A 14,927-nucleotide genomic window follows, 5' to 3' on the forward strand; every position below is an offset into this window, starting at 1 on the left:
TGACCGTGTCCCTACGGCACGGTCTGGAGTGGGTCTCGCACGGGTCGAGGACGAACGACGAGACGAGGGTGCGAGATGGATCGACGACGGATGATCAGGGCGGGTCTGGCAGCGGCGGTCGCGGCGGGGCTGGCCGGGACGCTGCTGGCCGCACCGGCCACCGGCGCCGCGGGACCGGCGAGCGGGCCTGACTGGGGAACCTGCCCGGAGGACATGCCGGCAGCGGCCCGCGCGCAGCTGGAGTGCGCGACCGTGCCGGTACCGCTGGACCACGACCAGCCGGACGGGACACGGATCGAGGTCATGATCTCCCGGCTGGCCAGCACCAAGCCGGCCGAGCGGCAGGGCGTGCTGCTCCTCAACCCGGGTGGCCCGGGTGGTTCAGGGCTGTCCCAGCCGGCCGACCTGACCGGGCTGGGGCTCCCGTCGACGGTCCTGGACGCGTACGACCTGATCGGCATGGATCCTCGAGGGGTCGGCCACTCTTCGCCGGTGAGCTGCGGCTTCACCGTCGAGCAGAACTACCCGGGCAACGTCCCGCCGTACGCCGAGGACGCGGCGGCCGTCACCGAACAGGCCAGGGCTGCACGGAAGATCGCCGACCAGTGCGCGGCCAACGACCCCGAGGGCCGCATGCAGCACATGACGACCGCCAACACGGCGCGCGACATGGACCTGATCCGGGAGGCGCTCGACGAGGAGCGGCTCAGCTTCTTCGGCGCGTCGTACGGCAGCGCCCTGGGCTCCGCCTACGCCTCGCTGTTCCCCGAGCGGGGCGACCGGGTAGTGGTGGACAGCAACCTCGGTGCGACCTCGCTCGACCGTGACAGCCTGCGCCGGTTCGCGCTCGGCATGGAGGACCGTTTCCCCGACTTCGCGAGGTGGGCGGCCGAGCGGCACGACAGCTACGGGACCGGCCGGACTCCCGGCCAGGTACGGGAGAACTTCCTCGCCCAGGCCGACCGGCTCGATCGCCGCCCGGTCGGCGGCATCGACGGTGCCACCTTCCGGTTCTACACGTTCGCAGGGCTCTACGCCGACAGCAGCTTCGGGGTGACGGCGCAGCTCTGGCAGGCGCTGGCCGACGGCGACGCCGCGTCGGCCGCCCGGCACGCCGAGGAGCTGGAGCCCGTGGTGGGCGGGGGCCCGACGGCAGGCTCCGCCCGGCAGACGGAGGGCGCGACTCCCTCCCCGTACGACAACACCTGGTCCGCGTTCCTGGCCGTCACGTGCAACGACACCGACTGGCCCGAGAGCGTCGCGACCTACCGGCGCGACGTCGCCGCCGACCGACAGCGCTACCCGCTGTTCGGGGCGGCCGCCGCGAACATCACGCCGTGCGCCTACTGGCACAACGACCCGGTCGACCCACCGGTGGAGTTCGACGCGGAAGGGCCCGAGAACGTCCTGGTGCTGCAGAACCTGCGTGACCCGGCGACCCCCCACCTCGGCGGGCAGCTGGCCCGCTCGGCGTTCGGTGACCGGGCCCGGCTGGTCAGCGTCGACGACGGCGGGCACGGCGTCTACGTGTACGGCGACAACCCCTGCGCGCTGAACACCACCACGCGCTTCCTCCTCGGCGGTGACCTGCCGGAGACCGACGTCTTCTGCGGTGCGTCGACCACCAGGAAGTCCTGAGGGGAAGCGAGACCCGGAGAAGAGACGAAGAAGCCGCCCGATCACGTGATCGGGCGGCTTCCCTTCGGTGGAGCTGGGGGGACTCGAACCCCCGACCCCCTGCATGCCATGCAGGTGCGCTACCAGCTGCGCCACAGCCCCGAAATGGTCTCCCCCAGCCATCCGGCCGGGCGAGCGTCGTTAGTCTATGCAGACCGACGCCAGGGACCAAATCAAAACCCGCGTGCGTTCCGTCACCCCGCCCGGCGCCGCACCGGACGGGTGCCCGTCACTGCCGCGCCTCGGGTCCGGACTGCCACGTGTCGAGCGGGTATCCGGCTCCCACGTTGTGCGCGACGAGCCGCCAGGCCGGCACCACGCCCGGTGGGGACGCGCGCAGGTGCGACCAGTGCACGTTGTGCAGGCCGTGCACTCCGCGCCACGTCGCCGGGTCGAGACCGAGGAGCCGGGTGATCGCCTGCGTGATAGCTGAGCCGTGAGACACCACGACGAGGGTCTCCCCCGCACCCAGCGCCTCGGCGTGCCGCAGCACGGCTTCTTCCATCCGGCGGGCGACGGCGTCCTTGGACTCCACGCCGTCGACCGGGGGTTCGCCGCCGCTGCGCCAGACCGCGTGCTCGTCCGGCCAGCGCTCGGCGATCTCGCCGTCGGTCATGCCCTCCCAGATGCCGAACGAGCGCTCACGCAGCCCGGCGTCGGTCACGACCTCCAGGCCGACGTGCCGCGCGTAGGCGGCGGCCGTGTCCCTTGCCCGCTCGAGGTCGCTGGCGACCACGAAGGACGCCTTGTGCGACGCCGCCAGCGCCGTGGCGCCCTGCTCCGCCTGCCACCGCCCGACCTCGTCGAGGGGGATGTCGATCTGGCCCTGCAGCCGCAGTCCCGCGTTGTATGCCGTGCGCGCGTGCCGGAGCAGCACGATCGTCCCAGCCGTCACCGGCGCGGATCTCCGGCCAGGTGGATCGCGCCGTCGTCGGGGTCGCTGTACTCGCCGGTGTCGCCGCCACCCTGCGCGTCCTCGGGGAGCGGGATCGCCGGGCAGTCCTTCCACAGCCGCTCGAGCGCGTAGTAGGTCCGGTCCTCGGCGTGCTGGACGTGCACGACGACGTCGCCGAAGTCGATCAGCACCCACCGCGCCTCGGACTTGCCCTCCCGGCGGATCGGCTTGACGCCCTCCTTGAAGAGCTGCTCCTCGACGGCGTCGACGATCGCCGAGACCTGCCGCTCGCTGGCACCGGACGCGATGAGGAACACGTCGGTCAGCACCAGCTGCTCGCTCACGTCGAGCGCGATGATCTCCTGCGCCTTGACACTGCTCGCGGCTCGCGCCGCGAGGATCGCGAGACTTGTAGCACGTTCTGTAGCGGTCATGCCGCACCACCTCCTATGAAGCCGGGCAACGTGCCCGGCAGTGTGCCGAGCAGGGCGGCCGCCTGGTCCTGCGGGATGGAGCTGTCACCCTCGAGGACAAGCTTCCAGATCAGAAGGCCCAGCACGAACGCCACGACCACCAGGATGATGTAGTGCAGCCAGGTGTACTGCGGGCCCTCGTCCTCTTCCTCGTCCCATTCCTCCTCCACCTCGCGGCGGGAGGACCGGGACGGCGCGACGGGGCCGGGACCGAACTGGCCACCGGGAGCGCCGGGGTGCTGCTGCTGCGCCGGGCCACCTGGTTGGCCGGAACCCGGACCGCTGGGGCCACCCGCGCCGGGACGGCCGGGGAACGGTGAACCGGGAGCCGCAGGCGCGCCGCCCGGCGGCAGCGACTGCGGGGCCGCCTGAGCGGGGGACTCCCACGGGAGCGCGGGAGCGGGTGCCGCGCCGGCCATCGGGCCGCTGGGCGCGCCGCCGCCGGGCTGACCCGGGCCACCGGGACGCTGCTGGGCGAGGCCGCTCGGCGCACCGGGACGGGTCCCGAACGGCGACGGCGGGCTCGACGGCGGCTGGGTCGGGGCGGACGGCGGAGCGCTCCACTGCGCCGTCTGCCCGGAGTCGCCGGACCGGCCGGGGCCACCGGGCAGGCCGGGGCCCTGGCCCGGGCCCTGCGGAGCGTTCTGTCCACCGAACCTCCCGGACCGGCCCTGCTGCGGAGCAGGCGGGACGGGGGCGGCGGACGGACGGGATCCGAACGGGTTGGGCGGTCCGGCCTGCGGGCCGGGGCCGCTCTGCGGGCCCGGGCCGCCGGGGCCCTGCTGGCCGGGGCCACCGGGACCGGAGGGCTGCTGGCCGCGACCAGGAGCACCACGGCCGGGGCCCGACGGCGGTGCGCCGTGGCCGGCCGGACCGGACGGCGCGGCGCCCGGGCGGCTCTGCCCGGGCGCTCCGGCGCCGTACGACGGCGGGTTGCCGCCAGGCTGCTGCACGGGCGTCAGGCGACCGGTCGCGTCCACACCGCGCGTGCCACCCGTCGCCTGCGGGGGCCGGGCGACCGGCGGGTTCTGCGGCGACCAGCCGCCCTCTGGCGCGGGCGCACCGCGGTGCGGAGGCTGCTGCGGCCCGCCCTGGGGCGGGTAGGCACCGCTGCCGGAAGGACCGGCAGCGGCAGCCGCGGCGGCAGCCTCACGCTCGCGGATCTCGCGGCGCGTCATGGGACGACCCTTGTTGTCACTCATCGTGAAGACCTCGATACAGTCCGTGCTTGGCGATGTACTGGACCACGCCGTCAGGCACCAGATACCAGACCGGCAACCCCTCCTCGGCCCGACGACGACAGTCGGTCGAGGAGATAGCTAGCGCAGGAACCTCGAGCGTCGTCACACCGTCCCGAGGAAGCCCGTCCACGGAGAGCATGTGCCCTGGCCGTGTGACAGCGACGAAGTGTGCCATGTCCCACAGCTTCTCGGCATCCTTCCACCGAAGAATCTGCTGGATGGCGTCCGCACCCGAGATGAAGAAGAGGTCCGCCTCCGGTCGCTGCTCGCGCAGGTCGCGGAGGGTGTCCACCGTGTAGGTGAGGCCCGCTCGGTCGATGTCGACGCGACTCACCGTGAAGCGTGGGTTCGACGCCGTCGCGATCACCGTCATGAGATAACGGTGCTCCGCCGGGGTGACCCGTTGCTCCTGCTTGAATCCTGGTCGGCCCGTGGGGACGAAGACGACTTCGTCCAGCCCCAGGTGGGCGACCGCCTCGCTGGCGGCCACGAGGTGGCCGTGGTGGATGGGATCGAACGTGCCGCCCATCACCCCGATGCGCGGCCTGGTCCCAGTGGGGGCACTCATACCGTGGGTGCACTCATCTGGTCGTCAGGCTCCCGTCTGGCGGATCAGTGCCGGTTACCGACGTTGCGGAACGCGAACGTGACAACCAGTGCGGCCACGAGCGAGCCGAAGGCGATCAGGCCGAGGACGATCGGTGCGACCGGCTCGCTGGCGTGCTCCGAGGCAGCCTCAGCGGCAAGGACGGCGTTGTGCAGCACGGGGGTTCCTCCCAGTCGGACGTGCTCAGGTGGCCTTTAGTCTCTCACGGACGAATTGCGCCGAGTGCATCGCGGCACGGGGTCGCAAGGAGATCCTGCGGAGGTCTCCGGGATGCCGGTGAACCGTCAAGGCTTGATATGACCGTCACCCGTGACCACCCATTTGGTGGTGGTGAGCTCCGCCAGTCCCATGGGACCACGCGCATGCAGCTTTTGCGTGGAGATGCCGATCTCCGCACCCAGGCCGAGCTCGCCCCCGTCGGTGAACCGGGTCGACGCGTTCACCATCACGGCCGCGGAGTCGACCTCCGCGACGAACCGGTCCGCCGCGGCGATGTCGCGCGTCACGATGGCCTCGGTGTGGCCGGACGACCAGGTACGGATGTGCTCGATGGCCGCGTCCAGCGACTCCACCACGCGCACCCCCAGCTCCAGGGCCAGGTACTCCGTCGCCCAGTCCTCGTCCGTGGCGGGAACCATGTCGGCTCCGTCCGGGGCGAAGGACATGGCGGCGGGGTCACCGTGCAGCACCACGCCGGCGTCGGACAGCGCGGCGAGCGCCGCCGGGAGGAAGGCCGCGGCGGCGTCCTCGTGCACGAGCAGCGTCTCCGCCGCGTTGCACACACCGACCCGCTGGGTCTTCGCGTTCATCACGATCGCCACGGCCATGGCGACGTCGGCCGTCGCGTCCACGTAGACGTGCACATTGCCGACACCCGTCTCGATCACGGGCACCAGCGACTCCCGCACGACGGTCTGGATGAGGTCGGCGCCGCCCCGTGGGATCAGCACGTCCACCAGGCCGCGGGCCCGCATCAGCGCCACCCCGCCGGCCCTGCCGTACGGGTCGATCGTCTGAACAAGGTCCGCGGGGAGGCCCTGTGCCGCGAGGGCGTCCCGGACCACCGCGACGATCACCGCGTTCGACGCCGCCGCGGCGCTCCCCCCGCGCAGGATCACCGCGTTGCCGGACTTCAGGGCGAGGCCGGCGGCGTCGACGGTGACGTTCGGGCGGGCCTCGTAGATCATGCCGACCACACCCATCGGCACCCGGACCTGGCGCAGGCGCAGGCCGTTGGGCAGGGTCTGCCCACGCACCACCTCGCCGACCGGGTCGGGCAGCACGGCGACGTCGCGCAGCGCGTCGGCGATCTGCCCGATGCGCTCCGGGGTGAGCGCGAGCCGGTCCAGGAGCCCGTCGGACATCCCGTTCGCGCGCCCCCGCTCCAGGTCCTCGGCGTTCGCGGTCACGATCCGCTCCGCGGCGCTGACGAGGGCATCCGCGATGGCGCCGAGCGCGGCGTCCTTCGTCATGCGGTTCGCCGTGGCGAGGGTGCGCGACGCGACCTTGGCCCGGTGCGCGACGTCGCGCACCGCGGCGGTGACGTCCGCGGTGCCCGACGGCGGCGGTGTGGCTGCTCCGGGGGTCTCGCCTCCGGTACGGGTCGCCTCGTCCTGACTCACTGTCGTCATGCGTCGAGAGTACGTCGGACGCGGGGCAAAACCGAGGACGAATCCGCGGTGCGGACGATCGGCCCGACGAGCGGTGCGGCGAGACGTCCGGCGGCACACAGCGCAGCCGCACACAGTGCAGCCGCACACAGTGCAAGGGACCGAACTCGGCGAGATCGGTCCCTTGCACTGAGATCGGTCGTTTGATTGACCGATCTCAGTGCAAGCGACCGAAGTCGACGACAGACCTGTGCAACGGACCGAACTCGAGCCAGCCCGATCAGGCCGTCGACCAGATCAGCCCCACCAGCCGGATCGAGCGCGTCAGCCGGATCGAGCGCGTCAGCCGGATCGAGCGCGTCAGCCGGAGCAGGCCCACCCGCCAGATCAGCCCGCCAGATCAGCCTGTCAACCAGACCGGCCCGACCACGGATCAGGCCGCCGACCGGATCGCCCCCTCGAACAGATCGCCCCTCGAACAGATCGGCCCCTCGAACAGATCAGCTCGTCGGTCGGTCGAGCACCAGGTCGTCCCGGTGCACGACCACGCGGTCGTACCCCTCCCCCAGCTCCTCGCGGAGCGCGTACGTGGAGCGTCCCAGGAGCGCGGGAAGGTCGCTCGCGTCGAACGCGACGAGGCCCCGCGCGACCACCGTGCCGTCGGGAGCGACGAGCTCCACCGGATCACCGGCGTCGAACTGGCCCTCGGCCTTCGTGATGCCGGCGGGAAGCAACGAGGCGCGGCCGCCGAGAACGGCGCGCGCGGCGCCGTCGTCCAGGTGGAGACGGCCCTCCGTGCGGGCGGCGTGGGCGATCCACAGCCGGCGTGCCGAGGTGCGGCGTCCCGCTGCGGCGAAGAACGTACCGACGTCGTCGCCAGCGAGCGCGGCGGCCGCGTTGCCCGCGAGCGTCAGGACCGTGGGGACACCCGCGCCGGTGGCGATCCGCACCGACTCCAGCTTGGTGACCATGCCACCGGTGCCGACGGCGCTGCCGCGTGCGGTCACCTCCACACCGGCGATCTCGGCGAGGTCGTCGACCAGCGGGATGCGCCGGGCGCCGGGGCGCGACGGCGGGGCGTCGTGCAGGCCGTCGACGTCGGTCAGGAGCAGCAGGGCGTCGGCCAGCACGAGGTGCGAGACGAGCGCCGCGAGGCGGTCGTTGTCACCGAACTTCAGCTCGTCGGTGGTGACGGCGTCGTTCTCGTTGATGACCGGGACGACGCCCAGCGCGAGGAGCCGCTCCAGCGCCCGCTGCGCGTTGCGGTAGCGGGCGCGGCGGACGGTGTCCTCGGCCGTGAGCAGGATCTGTCCGATCTGGATCCCGAACGCCGCGAACTCCTCCTGGTACCGGCCGGCGAGCTGCCCCTGACCCACCGACGCCGCCGCCTGCATGGTGGCGAGGTCGCGTGGCCGCGTCCCGAGCCCGAGCGGGCCGATGCCCGCCGAGATGGCGCCCGAGGTGACCAGCACGATCTGGGTGCCCGCGGCATGCCGCGCCGCGAGGACCTCGACGACGCCACGCAGCGCTCCGACGTCGAGGTGACCGTCCGGACCCGTCAAGGACGACGAGCCGATCTTCACCACCACGCGCCGGGCACCGGCGATCACGGACCGAGCGCTCGGCACGCCCTGGGCGTCCTGTGCGCTCTCGACGCGCTGCGCGTCCTGGGGACCGTCCGAAGAGTCGAGGGAGTTCACGTCCTCATCTTCCCCGCACGGCGGCCCCGGGCGCGCGGTCATTTCACGGGCCGGGCAACCAGCACGTGCCAGAAGGGCAGGTCACCGGGATGACCTGCCCTTCTGGCGCTGCACCCGTCCGGGTCAGTCGGCGTCGGGGTCGGTCCAGTGGCCGGCCTCGCGCTCGGTCCACAGCTCGCGCCGCGCCTCGGTCTTGGCGTCCATGCGCTCGTTGAACTCCCGGCGCTTGTCGCCACGCGTCGGCCGCTCGTTCTGGTCGAGCCGCAGGTCGGTGCCGCGGCCGCCGAGCAGCTCCGGGCCGGTCTGCAGCGTGGGCTCCCAGTCGAAGACGACGGCGTTCTTCGGGTCCCCGATGCGCACCTCGTCGCCGGCGACGGCGCCCGCCTTGAACAGCCCGTCCTCGATGCCGATCTTCGCGAGCCGGTCGGCGAGGAAGCCGACCGCCTCGTCGTTGTTGAAGTCGGTCTGCTTCACCCAGCGCTCCGGCTTGGCGCCGCGCACCTCGAACCAGTAGCCGGTCTCGTCGCCACCGAGGCGGCGCACGGTGAACCTGGCCTCGTCGACGGCGCGCGGACGCAGCACGACCGGAGCGGGCGCGGGCGGAGGCGCCGCGGCACGCGCCTTCTCCACGGTCTCGGCCAGGGCGAACTTCAGCTCGCGCAGGCCCTCGTGGCTGGCGGTCGAGATCTCGAAGACGCGCAGCCCGCGCTCCTCGAGGTCCGACTTCACGAACTCCGCGAGCTCACGGGCCTCGGGCACGTCGATCTTGTTGAGCACGACGAGACGCGGGCGCTCGGTGAGCGGCACGCGGCCGCCCTCGATACCGATGTCACCCGCGTACTTGGCGAGCTCCTCCTCGATCACGTCGAGATCGCTGATCGGGTCGCGCCCCGGCTCCAGCGTGGCGCAGTCGAGGACGTGCACGATCATGGCCGTGCGCTCGATGTGCCGCAGGAACTCCAGGCCGAGGCCCTTGCCCTCGCTCGCGCCCGGGATCAGGCCCGGGACGTCCGCGACGGTGAACCGCGACTGGTCGGCCTGCACCACGCCCAGGTTCGGCACCAGGGTGGTGAACGGGTAGTCGGCGATCTTGGGCCGGGCGGCAGAGATCGCGGCGATCAGGGACGACTTGCCGGCGCTCGGGAAGCCCACGAGCGCGACGTCGGCGATCGTCTTGACCTCGAGCTCGATGTCGGCGGTGTCGCCCTCCTCGCCGAGCAGCGCGAAGCCGGGGGCCTTGCGCGTCTGCGACGACAGCGCCCGGTTGCCCAGGCCGCCCTTGCCGCCCGCGGCGACGACGTACTCGGCGCCCTCACCCACGAGGTCTGCCAGGACGTTGCCGTCCATGTCCTTCACGACCGTGCCGTCCGGCACCTTCAGGATCAGGTCGCCGCCCTTGGTGCCGTCCTTGTCGCCGCCCATCCCCTGGGTGCCGGACGTCGCCCGCCGGTGCGGCGAGTGGTGGTACTCGAGCAGCGTGGTGGTGCTCGCGTCGACGACGAGCTTCACCGTGCCGCCGTCACCGCCGTTGCCCCCGTCGGGCCCCGCGAGGGGCTTGAACTTCTCGCGGCGGATCGAGGCGCAGCCGTTCCCGCCGTTTCCCCCGGCGGCATGGAGCACCACCCGGTCTACGAAGCTGGCCATGTCTCGATCCTCTCAAAAACTGCTCAGGCAGAGCGGCCCTGCACGAGCCGCTCAAGAAAAAAGCGAAGGGGACGCACCGTCACCGGTGCGCCCCCTTACGCGGAAGCCGAGGCTCAGACCTCGGCGGCGACGATGTCGATGACCTTGCGGCCACGACGCGCACCGAACTGCACGGCGCCGGGGGTCAGGGCGAACAGCGTGTCGTCCTTGCCACGGCCGACGTTGATGCCGGGGTGGAAGTGGGTGCCGCGCTGGCGGACGATGATCTCGCCGGCCTTGACGACCTGGCCGCCGAAGCGCTTCACGCCGAGGCGCTGGGCGTTGGAGTCGCGACCGTTGCGCGAGGAGCTCGCGCCCTTCTTGTGTGCCATCTCAGGACCTGTCTTTCGGGACGAAGGAGAAGAAGAAGTATCGGGATCACGCGCGGGCCGTCAGGCCCGCAGCGGAAGTCACTTGATGTTGGTGACCTTGAGCCGGGTCAGCGACTGACGGTGACCCTGACGCTTGCGGTAGCCGGTCTTGTTCTTGTACTTGAGGATCGTGATCTTGGGACCCTTCTCGTCCCGCACGACCTCAGCGGTGACCTTGACCTTCGCCAGCTTCTTCGCGTCGGTGGTCACCTTCTCCCCGTCCACGAGCAGGAGGGCCGGGAGCTCGAGGGTCTCACCGGGCTTCGCCTGGACACGGTCCATGACGACGATGCTCCCGACGGACACCTTCTCCTGACGGCCACCAGCCTTGACGATCGCGTACACCACGTTCAACTCATCTCTCTAGTCTTGGCGTGCGCGCACGACGGAATCCATCGGCTTTGCTGTGACTCGCTCCGCCGCGGCGGTCGAGTGCGATGCGCCATGGGCACGCAGGACGGGTGCGCAGACAGCACACCGAAGCACTAGGTTACGCGACGCCCTCGACGGGTTCAAACCGGAGGGCACGTGGCCTTGGCCACCTTCGAGGCGCGGCTTCGAGCACGGCCGTAGACGCCGCCTGCCGCCCCACCGTACCCGGAACCGCGTCTGATGCCCGGGAACGCGCCGGTTCTCGACCGCCCGTCCTTCTCGAAGTCACGACTTGATATGCGCGAAACAAAGCCAAAACACGCCGTCTGCTAACGTTCATGACTGTTTTTTGACCGAGCATTCTTCGCCGCACCGAGAGGAACCTCCGATGGCGAGCCGCAGGAACAACGGCAAACCCACCGAACATCCCGCTCTGCTGCCCGGTCTGGGCGTCGAGCGGACCTCCAGCAACTTCGGCACCAGCTGGGGGGTGTTCGCGTTCGCCGCCGTGCTGGTGGCAGTCGTCATCATCTGGGGGGCCACCGCGCCCAGGAGCCTCGCGACGGCGTCGAGCACCGGCCTGGCCTGGGTCTCCGGCTCGTTCGGCTGGCTGTTCGGCCTGCTCACCTGCACGGTGTTCGCCTTCATGATGTGGCTCGGGTTCGGCCGGTACCGCAACATCCGGCTGGGCCAGGACGACGAGCAGCCCGAGTTCTCCACCGGTTCGTGGCTCGCGATGCTGTTCTCCGCCGGTATCGGCATCGGCCTGCTCTTCTACGGCCCGTACGAGCCCATGACGTACTTCCTCGACCTACCGCCGGCGTACGAGAACCTCGATCCGGGCACCAACCCGGCGATGCACTCGGCACTCGTGCAGACCCTGTTCCACTGGGGCCCCATGGCGTGGGCCTACTACGCGCTGGTGGGCGGAGCGGTCGCCTACGCCGCCTACCGCAAGGGACGCACCCCGCTGATCTCCTCGCTCCTCGAGCCGATCTTCGGCGACCGCACCAAGGGTCCGCTCGGCGCCGTCGTCGACTCCTTCGCGATCATCGTCACCCTGTTCGGCGTCGCCGTGTCGCTCGGCATCGGCGCGCTCCAGATCGGGCGCGGCGTCGAGATCGTCGCCGGTACCGGCCCACTCGGCAACGGGGCGATCATCGGCATCATCACCGTACTCACGGTCGCGTTCATCATCTCGGCGGTCTCGGGCGTGAAGCGCGGCATCCGCGCCCTCTCGAACATCAACATGGTGGTCGCGGGACTCCTCGGGGTCTTCGTGTTCGTGGTCGGTCCGACGGCGTTCCTGCTGAACCTGTTCCAGGGAACGCTCATGCAGTTCGTCGGCGACTCGTTCCGCCTCATGGCGCAGACCGCCGCCACCTCTCCCGACGCGCAGGCGTTCATGGACAGCTGGACCACCTACTACTGGGCGTGGTGGGTGTCGTGGACGCCGTTCGTGGGCCTGTTCATCGCCCGGATCAGCCGCGGCCGCACCCTGCGCGAGTTCGTCACCACAGTCATCGTGACGCCGAGCGTCGTGTGCCTCGTGTGGTTCACCATCCTGGGTGGCACGTCGATGTGGATGGAGCAGGCCAACGGCGCGCTGAGCTCCGCCGAGTCGCCGCAGGACATGCTGTTCGCCCTGCTGCACCAGCTGCCGGCCGGCACGTTCACGTCGATCGTCGCGATGGTCTCCATCGTCATCTTCTTCGTGACGAGCGCCGACTCCGGCTCCGTCGTCATGGCGAGCCTGTCCCAGCGCGGCAACCCGAACCCGAGCTCGTGGGTCACCATCGTCTGGGGCATCGCGCTGGCGGCCATCGCCGCCGTCCTGCTCGTGGGTGGCGGTTCCGTCGCGCTGAACGGGCTGCAGAGCCTCGTCATCATCACCGCGCTGCCGTTCGCACTGGTGGTGATCCTCGTGATGATCGCGTGGGGCAAGGACCTCGCCCGCGACCCGCAGACGCTGCGGCGGCGCTACGCCCGGGAGGCGATCGTCCAGGGTGTCCGCACCGGCATCGAGAAGCACGGCGACGACTTCGTGGTCGGAGTCGTGCGCACCGAGGGCGTCGACAACGGCGCGGGCGCCTGGCTCGACTCCGAGGACCCGGCACTCACCGAGTGGTATCGGCCGGAGGAGACCGAGCTGCCCACCAACGGGTCCGGGTCCGTGGACCCGACGGCGGACGCCGGCGAACCCGAGCCCGTCGGCTCACGCTGAGGTCGTTGCGGGCGCACACCGCACTGCCCTGCGAGGGCTGAGAACACATCGCCCGGGGTGGGCACCTGGCGACCTCGATCCGCCTGTGCCTACCCTGGGACGGGTGATCCCGATGGTCTCTGAACCAGCATTCGAGCACGACGACATCGAACGCGCCATGCGCGCGGTCCCTCGCCGCGAGTTCCTGCCGCGGGCACAGCGGCCGCTCGCACACCAGGACCGGCCGCTGCCGATCGGGCGCGGACAGACCTCGTCCCAGCCCGCCACGGTCGCCGCCATGCTCCGCCTGCTGCGGGTGCCGCTCGGCGCGCGTGTGCTCGACGTCGGCGCGGGCTCCGGCTGGACCACGGCGCTGCTCGCCTATCTGGTCGGTCCCCAGGGCTCGGTGCTCGGCGTCGAGCGCGACAGCAGGCTCGTCGCATGGGGCGGCGCCAACGTCGCACGCACCGGGATGGGCTGGGCGAGCATCGAGCAGGCCACGCCCGGCACCCTCGGCCATCCCCGGGAGAACGGCTGGGACCGGATCCTCGTGTCGGCGGCGGCCCCCGCGCTGCCGCGCGCCCTGGTCGAACAGGTCGGCTACGGCGGCCGCATGGTCATCCCCGTCCGGACGACGCTGCTCCTCATCGAACGGCTACCGGACGGCCGCACCCGCGCGACCGACCACGGTGGATACCGATTCGTACCGCTGATCGAGGATCCCGAGACCTGAGCCCAAACCGGCACAGACGCGACTTTACGGGCTGATTCGAAATGAAATCCACAAGCAGAGGTCAATACATCGTCTAAAAGCCTTCGCGAGGCATCCACATCTGCCCCTCGCGACCGTAACCTACGGTCCCGTAGGCTCTGGGCATCTGCACTATGGGCGAGCACGTCCGACTCCACGGCTGAGAAGTCGACACCGAGCATGTGAGGACCACATGGCCCAAGCTGCCCCCCTCGTCCGCGACGGCTTCCGCCCGACGAAACCCCGCGACCCCAACGCGCAGCCGGTGACCAGCACGTACACGTCGCTGGCACGCACCGTGCGCGACGCCGGACTGCTCAACCGGGCACACCACTACTACGCCTGGACCCTCGCCGCGCTCACCGTTGCGCTCGGCGGGATCATCACCGGATTCGTCCTGCTGGGCGACTCCTGGTTCCAGCTGCTGATGGCCGGAGCACTCGGCCTCGTGCTGACCCAGTTCGCCTTCGTGGCGCACGAGGCGTCGCACCGCCAGGTCCTCGAGTCCGGACGTCGCAACGACCAGCTGGGCCGCTTCCTGGCCAACGCGGTGGTCGGCATCAGCTACTCGTGGTGGATGAACAAGCACACCCGGCACCACGCGAACCCGAACCGGGTCGGCAAGGACCCGGACATCGCGAACGACACGATCGCCTTCACCGAAGAAGGTGTCCGCCAGCACCGCGGGCTCAAGCGGTGGATCAACCGCTACCAGGGCTGGCTGTTCTTCCCCCTCCTCACCCTCGAGGGCCTGAACCTGCACGTCACCTCGATCCAGTCGCTGTTCCGGGGAACGCCGGAGACGCTCCGGTCCCGCGTGGGCGAGCTCGTGGCCATCGCGGTACGCCTCAGCGTGTACGTCGCGATCCTGATGCTGGTGCTGCCGGTCGGCATGGCCTTCGCGTTCCTCGGCGTCCAGATGGCCGTGTTCGGCGTGTACATGGGCGCGTCGTTCGCCCCGAACCACAAGGGCATGGCGATCATCCCCGCCGACAGCAAGCTCGACTTCCTCTCGAAGCAGGTGCTGACGTCGCGCAACATCCGCGGTGGACGGTTCATGAACATCCTCATGGGCGGGCTCAACTTCCAGACCGAGCACCACCTGTTCCCGAGCATGCCCCGGCCGCACCTCATCAAGACGGCCGAGATCGTCCGTGAGCACTGCGCGAACCTCGGCATCACCTACACGGAGACGAGCCTGGGTCAGTCGTACCTGATCGTCGTCGAGTACCTCAACCGGGTGGGCCTCGCGGCACGCGACCCGTTCGACTGCCCGGAGTACCACTCGCTCCGCAAGGTCTGACCTCCGGGGCAGCGGCAGACCTTGCCGCGCCGAACGGCGCG

General features: G+C 70.8%; 14 protein-coding genes and 1 tRNA gene. 4 read left to right on the plus strand and 11 right to left on the minus strand.

Translation table 11 applies throughout. From position 1 onward, the window contains the following. Window positions 1–75: 75 nt before the first annotated feature. Window positions 76–1,638: an alpha/beta hydrolase gene (locus LUU90_RS08765; protein ID WP_275002996.1), complete on the plus strand. Its 1,563-nt coding sequence runs from the start codon at window positions 76–78 to the stop codon at window positions 1,636–1,638. Window positions 1,639–1,706: 68 nt separating this feature from the next. Here the strand turns inward: LUU90_RS08765 and LUU90_RS08770 are convergent. From LUU90_RS08770 to rplU, 11 genes are all read right to left on the minus strand, one after another. Further along, window positions 1,707–1,779: transfer RNA gene (locus LUU90_RS08770), tRNA-Ala, on the minus strand. A 127-nt stretch (window positions 1,780–1,906) separates the two neighbouring features. Beyond that, window positions 1,907–2,572: a histidine phosphatase family protein gene (locus LUU90_RS08775; RefSeq protein WP_275002997.1), complete on the minus strand. Its 666-nt coding sequence runs from the start codon at window positions 2,570–2,572 to the stop codon at window positions 1,907–1,909. Beyond that, on the minus strand, window positions 2,569–3,006 hold the full coding sequence (gene rsfS, locus LUU90_RS08780) for a ribosome silencing factor (RefSeq protein ID WP_275002998.1): 438 nt from the start codon (window positions 3,004–3,006) through the stop codon (window positions 2,569–2,571). The genes LUU90_RS08775 and rsfS overlap by 4 nt, the downstream gene beginning before the upstream one ends. After that, window positions 3,003–4,247 (minus strand): hypothetical protein, encoded by a 1,245-nt coding sequence (locus tag LUU90_RS08785; RefSeq protein WP_275002999.1) that lies wholly within the window; start codon window positions 4,245–4,247, stop codon window positions 3,003–3,005. The genes rsfS and LUU90_RS08785 overlap by 4 nt, the downstream gene beginning before the upstream one ends. Further along, window positions 4,240–4,854: a nicotinate-nucleotide adenylyltransferase gene (gene nadD, locus LUU90_RS08790; RefSeq protein ID WP_275003000.1), complete on the minus strand. Its 615-nt coding sequence runs from the start codon at window positions 4,852–4,854 to the stop codon at window positions 4,240–4,242. The genes LUU90_RS08785 and nadD overlap by 8 nt, the downstream gene beginning before the upstream one ends. A 44-nt stretch (window positions 4,855–4,898) precedes the next feature. Next, window positions 4,899–5,051: a hypothetical protein gene (locus LUU90_RS08795; RefSeq protein WP_275003001.1), complete on the minus strand. Its 153-nt coding sequence runs from the start codon at window positions 5,049–5,051 to the stop codon at window positions 4,899–4,901. Window positions 5,052–5,177: 126 nt separating this feature from the next. After that, window positions 5,178–6,524, minus strand: coding sequence for a glutamate-5-semialdehyde dehydrogenase (locus LUU90_RS08800; protein ID WP_275003002.1), 1,347 nt, complete (start codon window positions 6,522–6,524; stop codon window positions 5,178–5,180). Window positions 6,525–7,003: 479 nt separating this feature from the next. Next, entirely contained in the window at window positions 7,004–8,203 is a 1,200-nt protein-coding gene (gene proB, locus LUU90_RS08805; protein WP_425596215.1) for a glutamate 5-kinase, read from the minus strand. 123 nt (window positions 8,204–8,326) lie between these two features. Then, a complete protein-coding gene (gene obgE / locus LUU90_RS08810) occupies window positions 8,327–9,847 on the minus strand; it encodes a GTPase ObgE (RefSeq protein WP_275003003.1) in 1,521 nt (506 codons plus the stop codon). Window positions 9,848–9,960: 113 nt separating this feature from the next. Next, on the minus strand, window positions 9,961–10,218 hold the full coding sequence (gene rpmA / locus LUU90_RS08815; protein ID WP_275003004.1) for a 50S ribosomal protein L27: 258 nt from the start codon (window positions 10,216–10,218) through the stop codon (window positions 9,961–9,963). Between the two features lie 78 nt (window positions 10,219–10,296). Continuing rightward, entirely contained in the window at window positions 10,297–10,605 is a 309-nt protein-coding gene (rplU, locus tag LUU90_RS08820) for a 50S ribosomal protein L21 (RefSeq protein ID WP_275003005.1), read from the minus strand. A gap of 412 nt (window positions 10,606–11,017) precedes the next feature. Here rplU and LUU90_RS08825 point away from each other — a divergent pair, with 412 nt between their 5' ends. The 3 genes from LUU90_RS08825 (at window position 11,018) to LUU90_RS08835 (ending at window position 14,886) form a co-directional block, all read left to right on the plus strand. Then, a complete protein-coding gene (locus tag LUU90_RS08825; RefSeq protein ID WP_275003006.1) occupies window positions 11,018–12,853 on the plus strand; it encodes a BCCT family transporter in 1,836 nt (611 codons plus the stop codon). 112 nt (window positions 12,854–12,965) lie between these two features. Next, complete coding sequence (locus LUU90_RS08830) at window positions 12,966–13,565, plus strand: protein-L-isoaspartate O-methyltransferase family protein (RefSeq protein ID WP_275003227.1); 600 nt, start codon at window positions 12,966–12,968, stop codon at window positions 13,563–13,565. A gap of 211 nt (window positions 13,566–13,776) precedes the next feature. Then, a complete protein-coding gene (locus tag LUU90_RS08835) occupies window positions 13,777–14,886 on the plus strand; it encodes a fatty acid desaturase family protein (RefSeq protein ID WP_275003007.1) in 1,110 nt (369 codons plus the stop codon). The last annotated feature ends 41 nt before the right edge of the window (window positions 14,887–14,927 follow it).

This window comes from Promicromonospora iranensis (assembly GCF_028994775.1).
Taxonomy (GTDB): domain Bacteria; phylum Actinomycetota; class Actinomycetes; order Actinomycetales; family Cellulomonadaceae; genus Promicromonospora; species Promicromonospora iranensis_A.

Excerpts from the sequence above, each read along its gene's own strand:
- LUU90_RS08765 (WP_275002996.1), top strand. The coding sequence starts at position 76 with ATGGATCGACGACGGATGATCAGGGCGGGTCTGGCAGCGGCGGTCGCG.
- rsfS (WP_275002998.1), bottom strand. The coding sequence starts at position 3,006 with ATGACCGCTACAGAACGTGCTACAAGTCTCGCGATCCTCGCGGCGCGA.
- LUU90_RS08785 (WP_275002999.1), bottom strand. The coding sequence starts at position 4,247 with ATGAGTGACAACAAGGGTCGTCCCATGACGCGCCGCGAGATCCGCGAG.
- nadD (WP_275003000.1), bottom strand. The coding sequence starts at position 4,854 with ATGAGTGCCCCCACTGGGACCAGGCCGCGCATCGGGGTGATGGGCGGC.
- LUU90_RS08800 (WP_275003002.1), bottom strand. The coding sequence starts at position 6,524 with ATGACGACAGTGAGTCAGGACGAGGCGACCCGTACCGGAGGCGAGACC.
- obgE (WP_275003003.1), bottom strand. The coding sequence starts at position 9,847 with ATGGCCAGCTTCGTAGACCGGGTGGTGCTCCATGCCGCCGGGGGAAAC.
- rpmA (WP_275003004.1), bottom strand. The coding sequence starts at position 10,218 with ATGGCACACAAGAAGGGCGCGAGCTCCTCGCGCAACGGTCGCGACTCC.
- LUU90_RS08825 (WP_275003006.1), top strand. The coding sequence starts at position 11,018 with ATGGCGAGCCGCAGGAACAACGGCAAACCCACCGAACATCCCGCTCTG.
- LUU90_RS08830 (WP_275003227.1), top strand. The coding sequence starts at position 12,966 with ATGGTCTCTGAACCAGCATTCGAGCACGACGACATCGAACGCGCCATG.
- LUU90_RS08835 (WP_275003007.1), top strand. The coding sequence starts at position 13,777 with ATGGCCCAAGCTGCCCCCCTCGTCCGCGACGGCTTCCGCCCGACGAAA.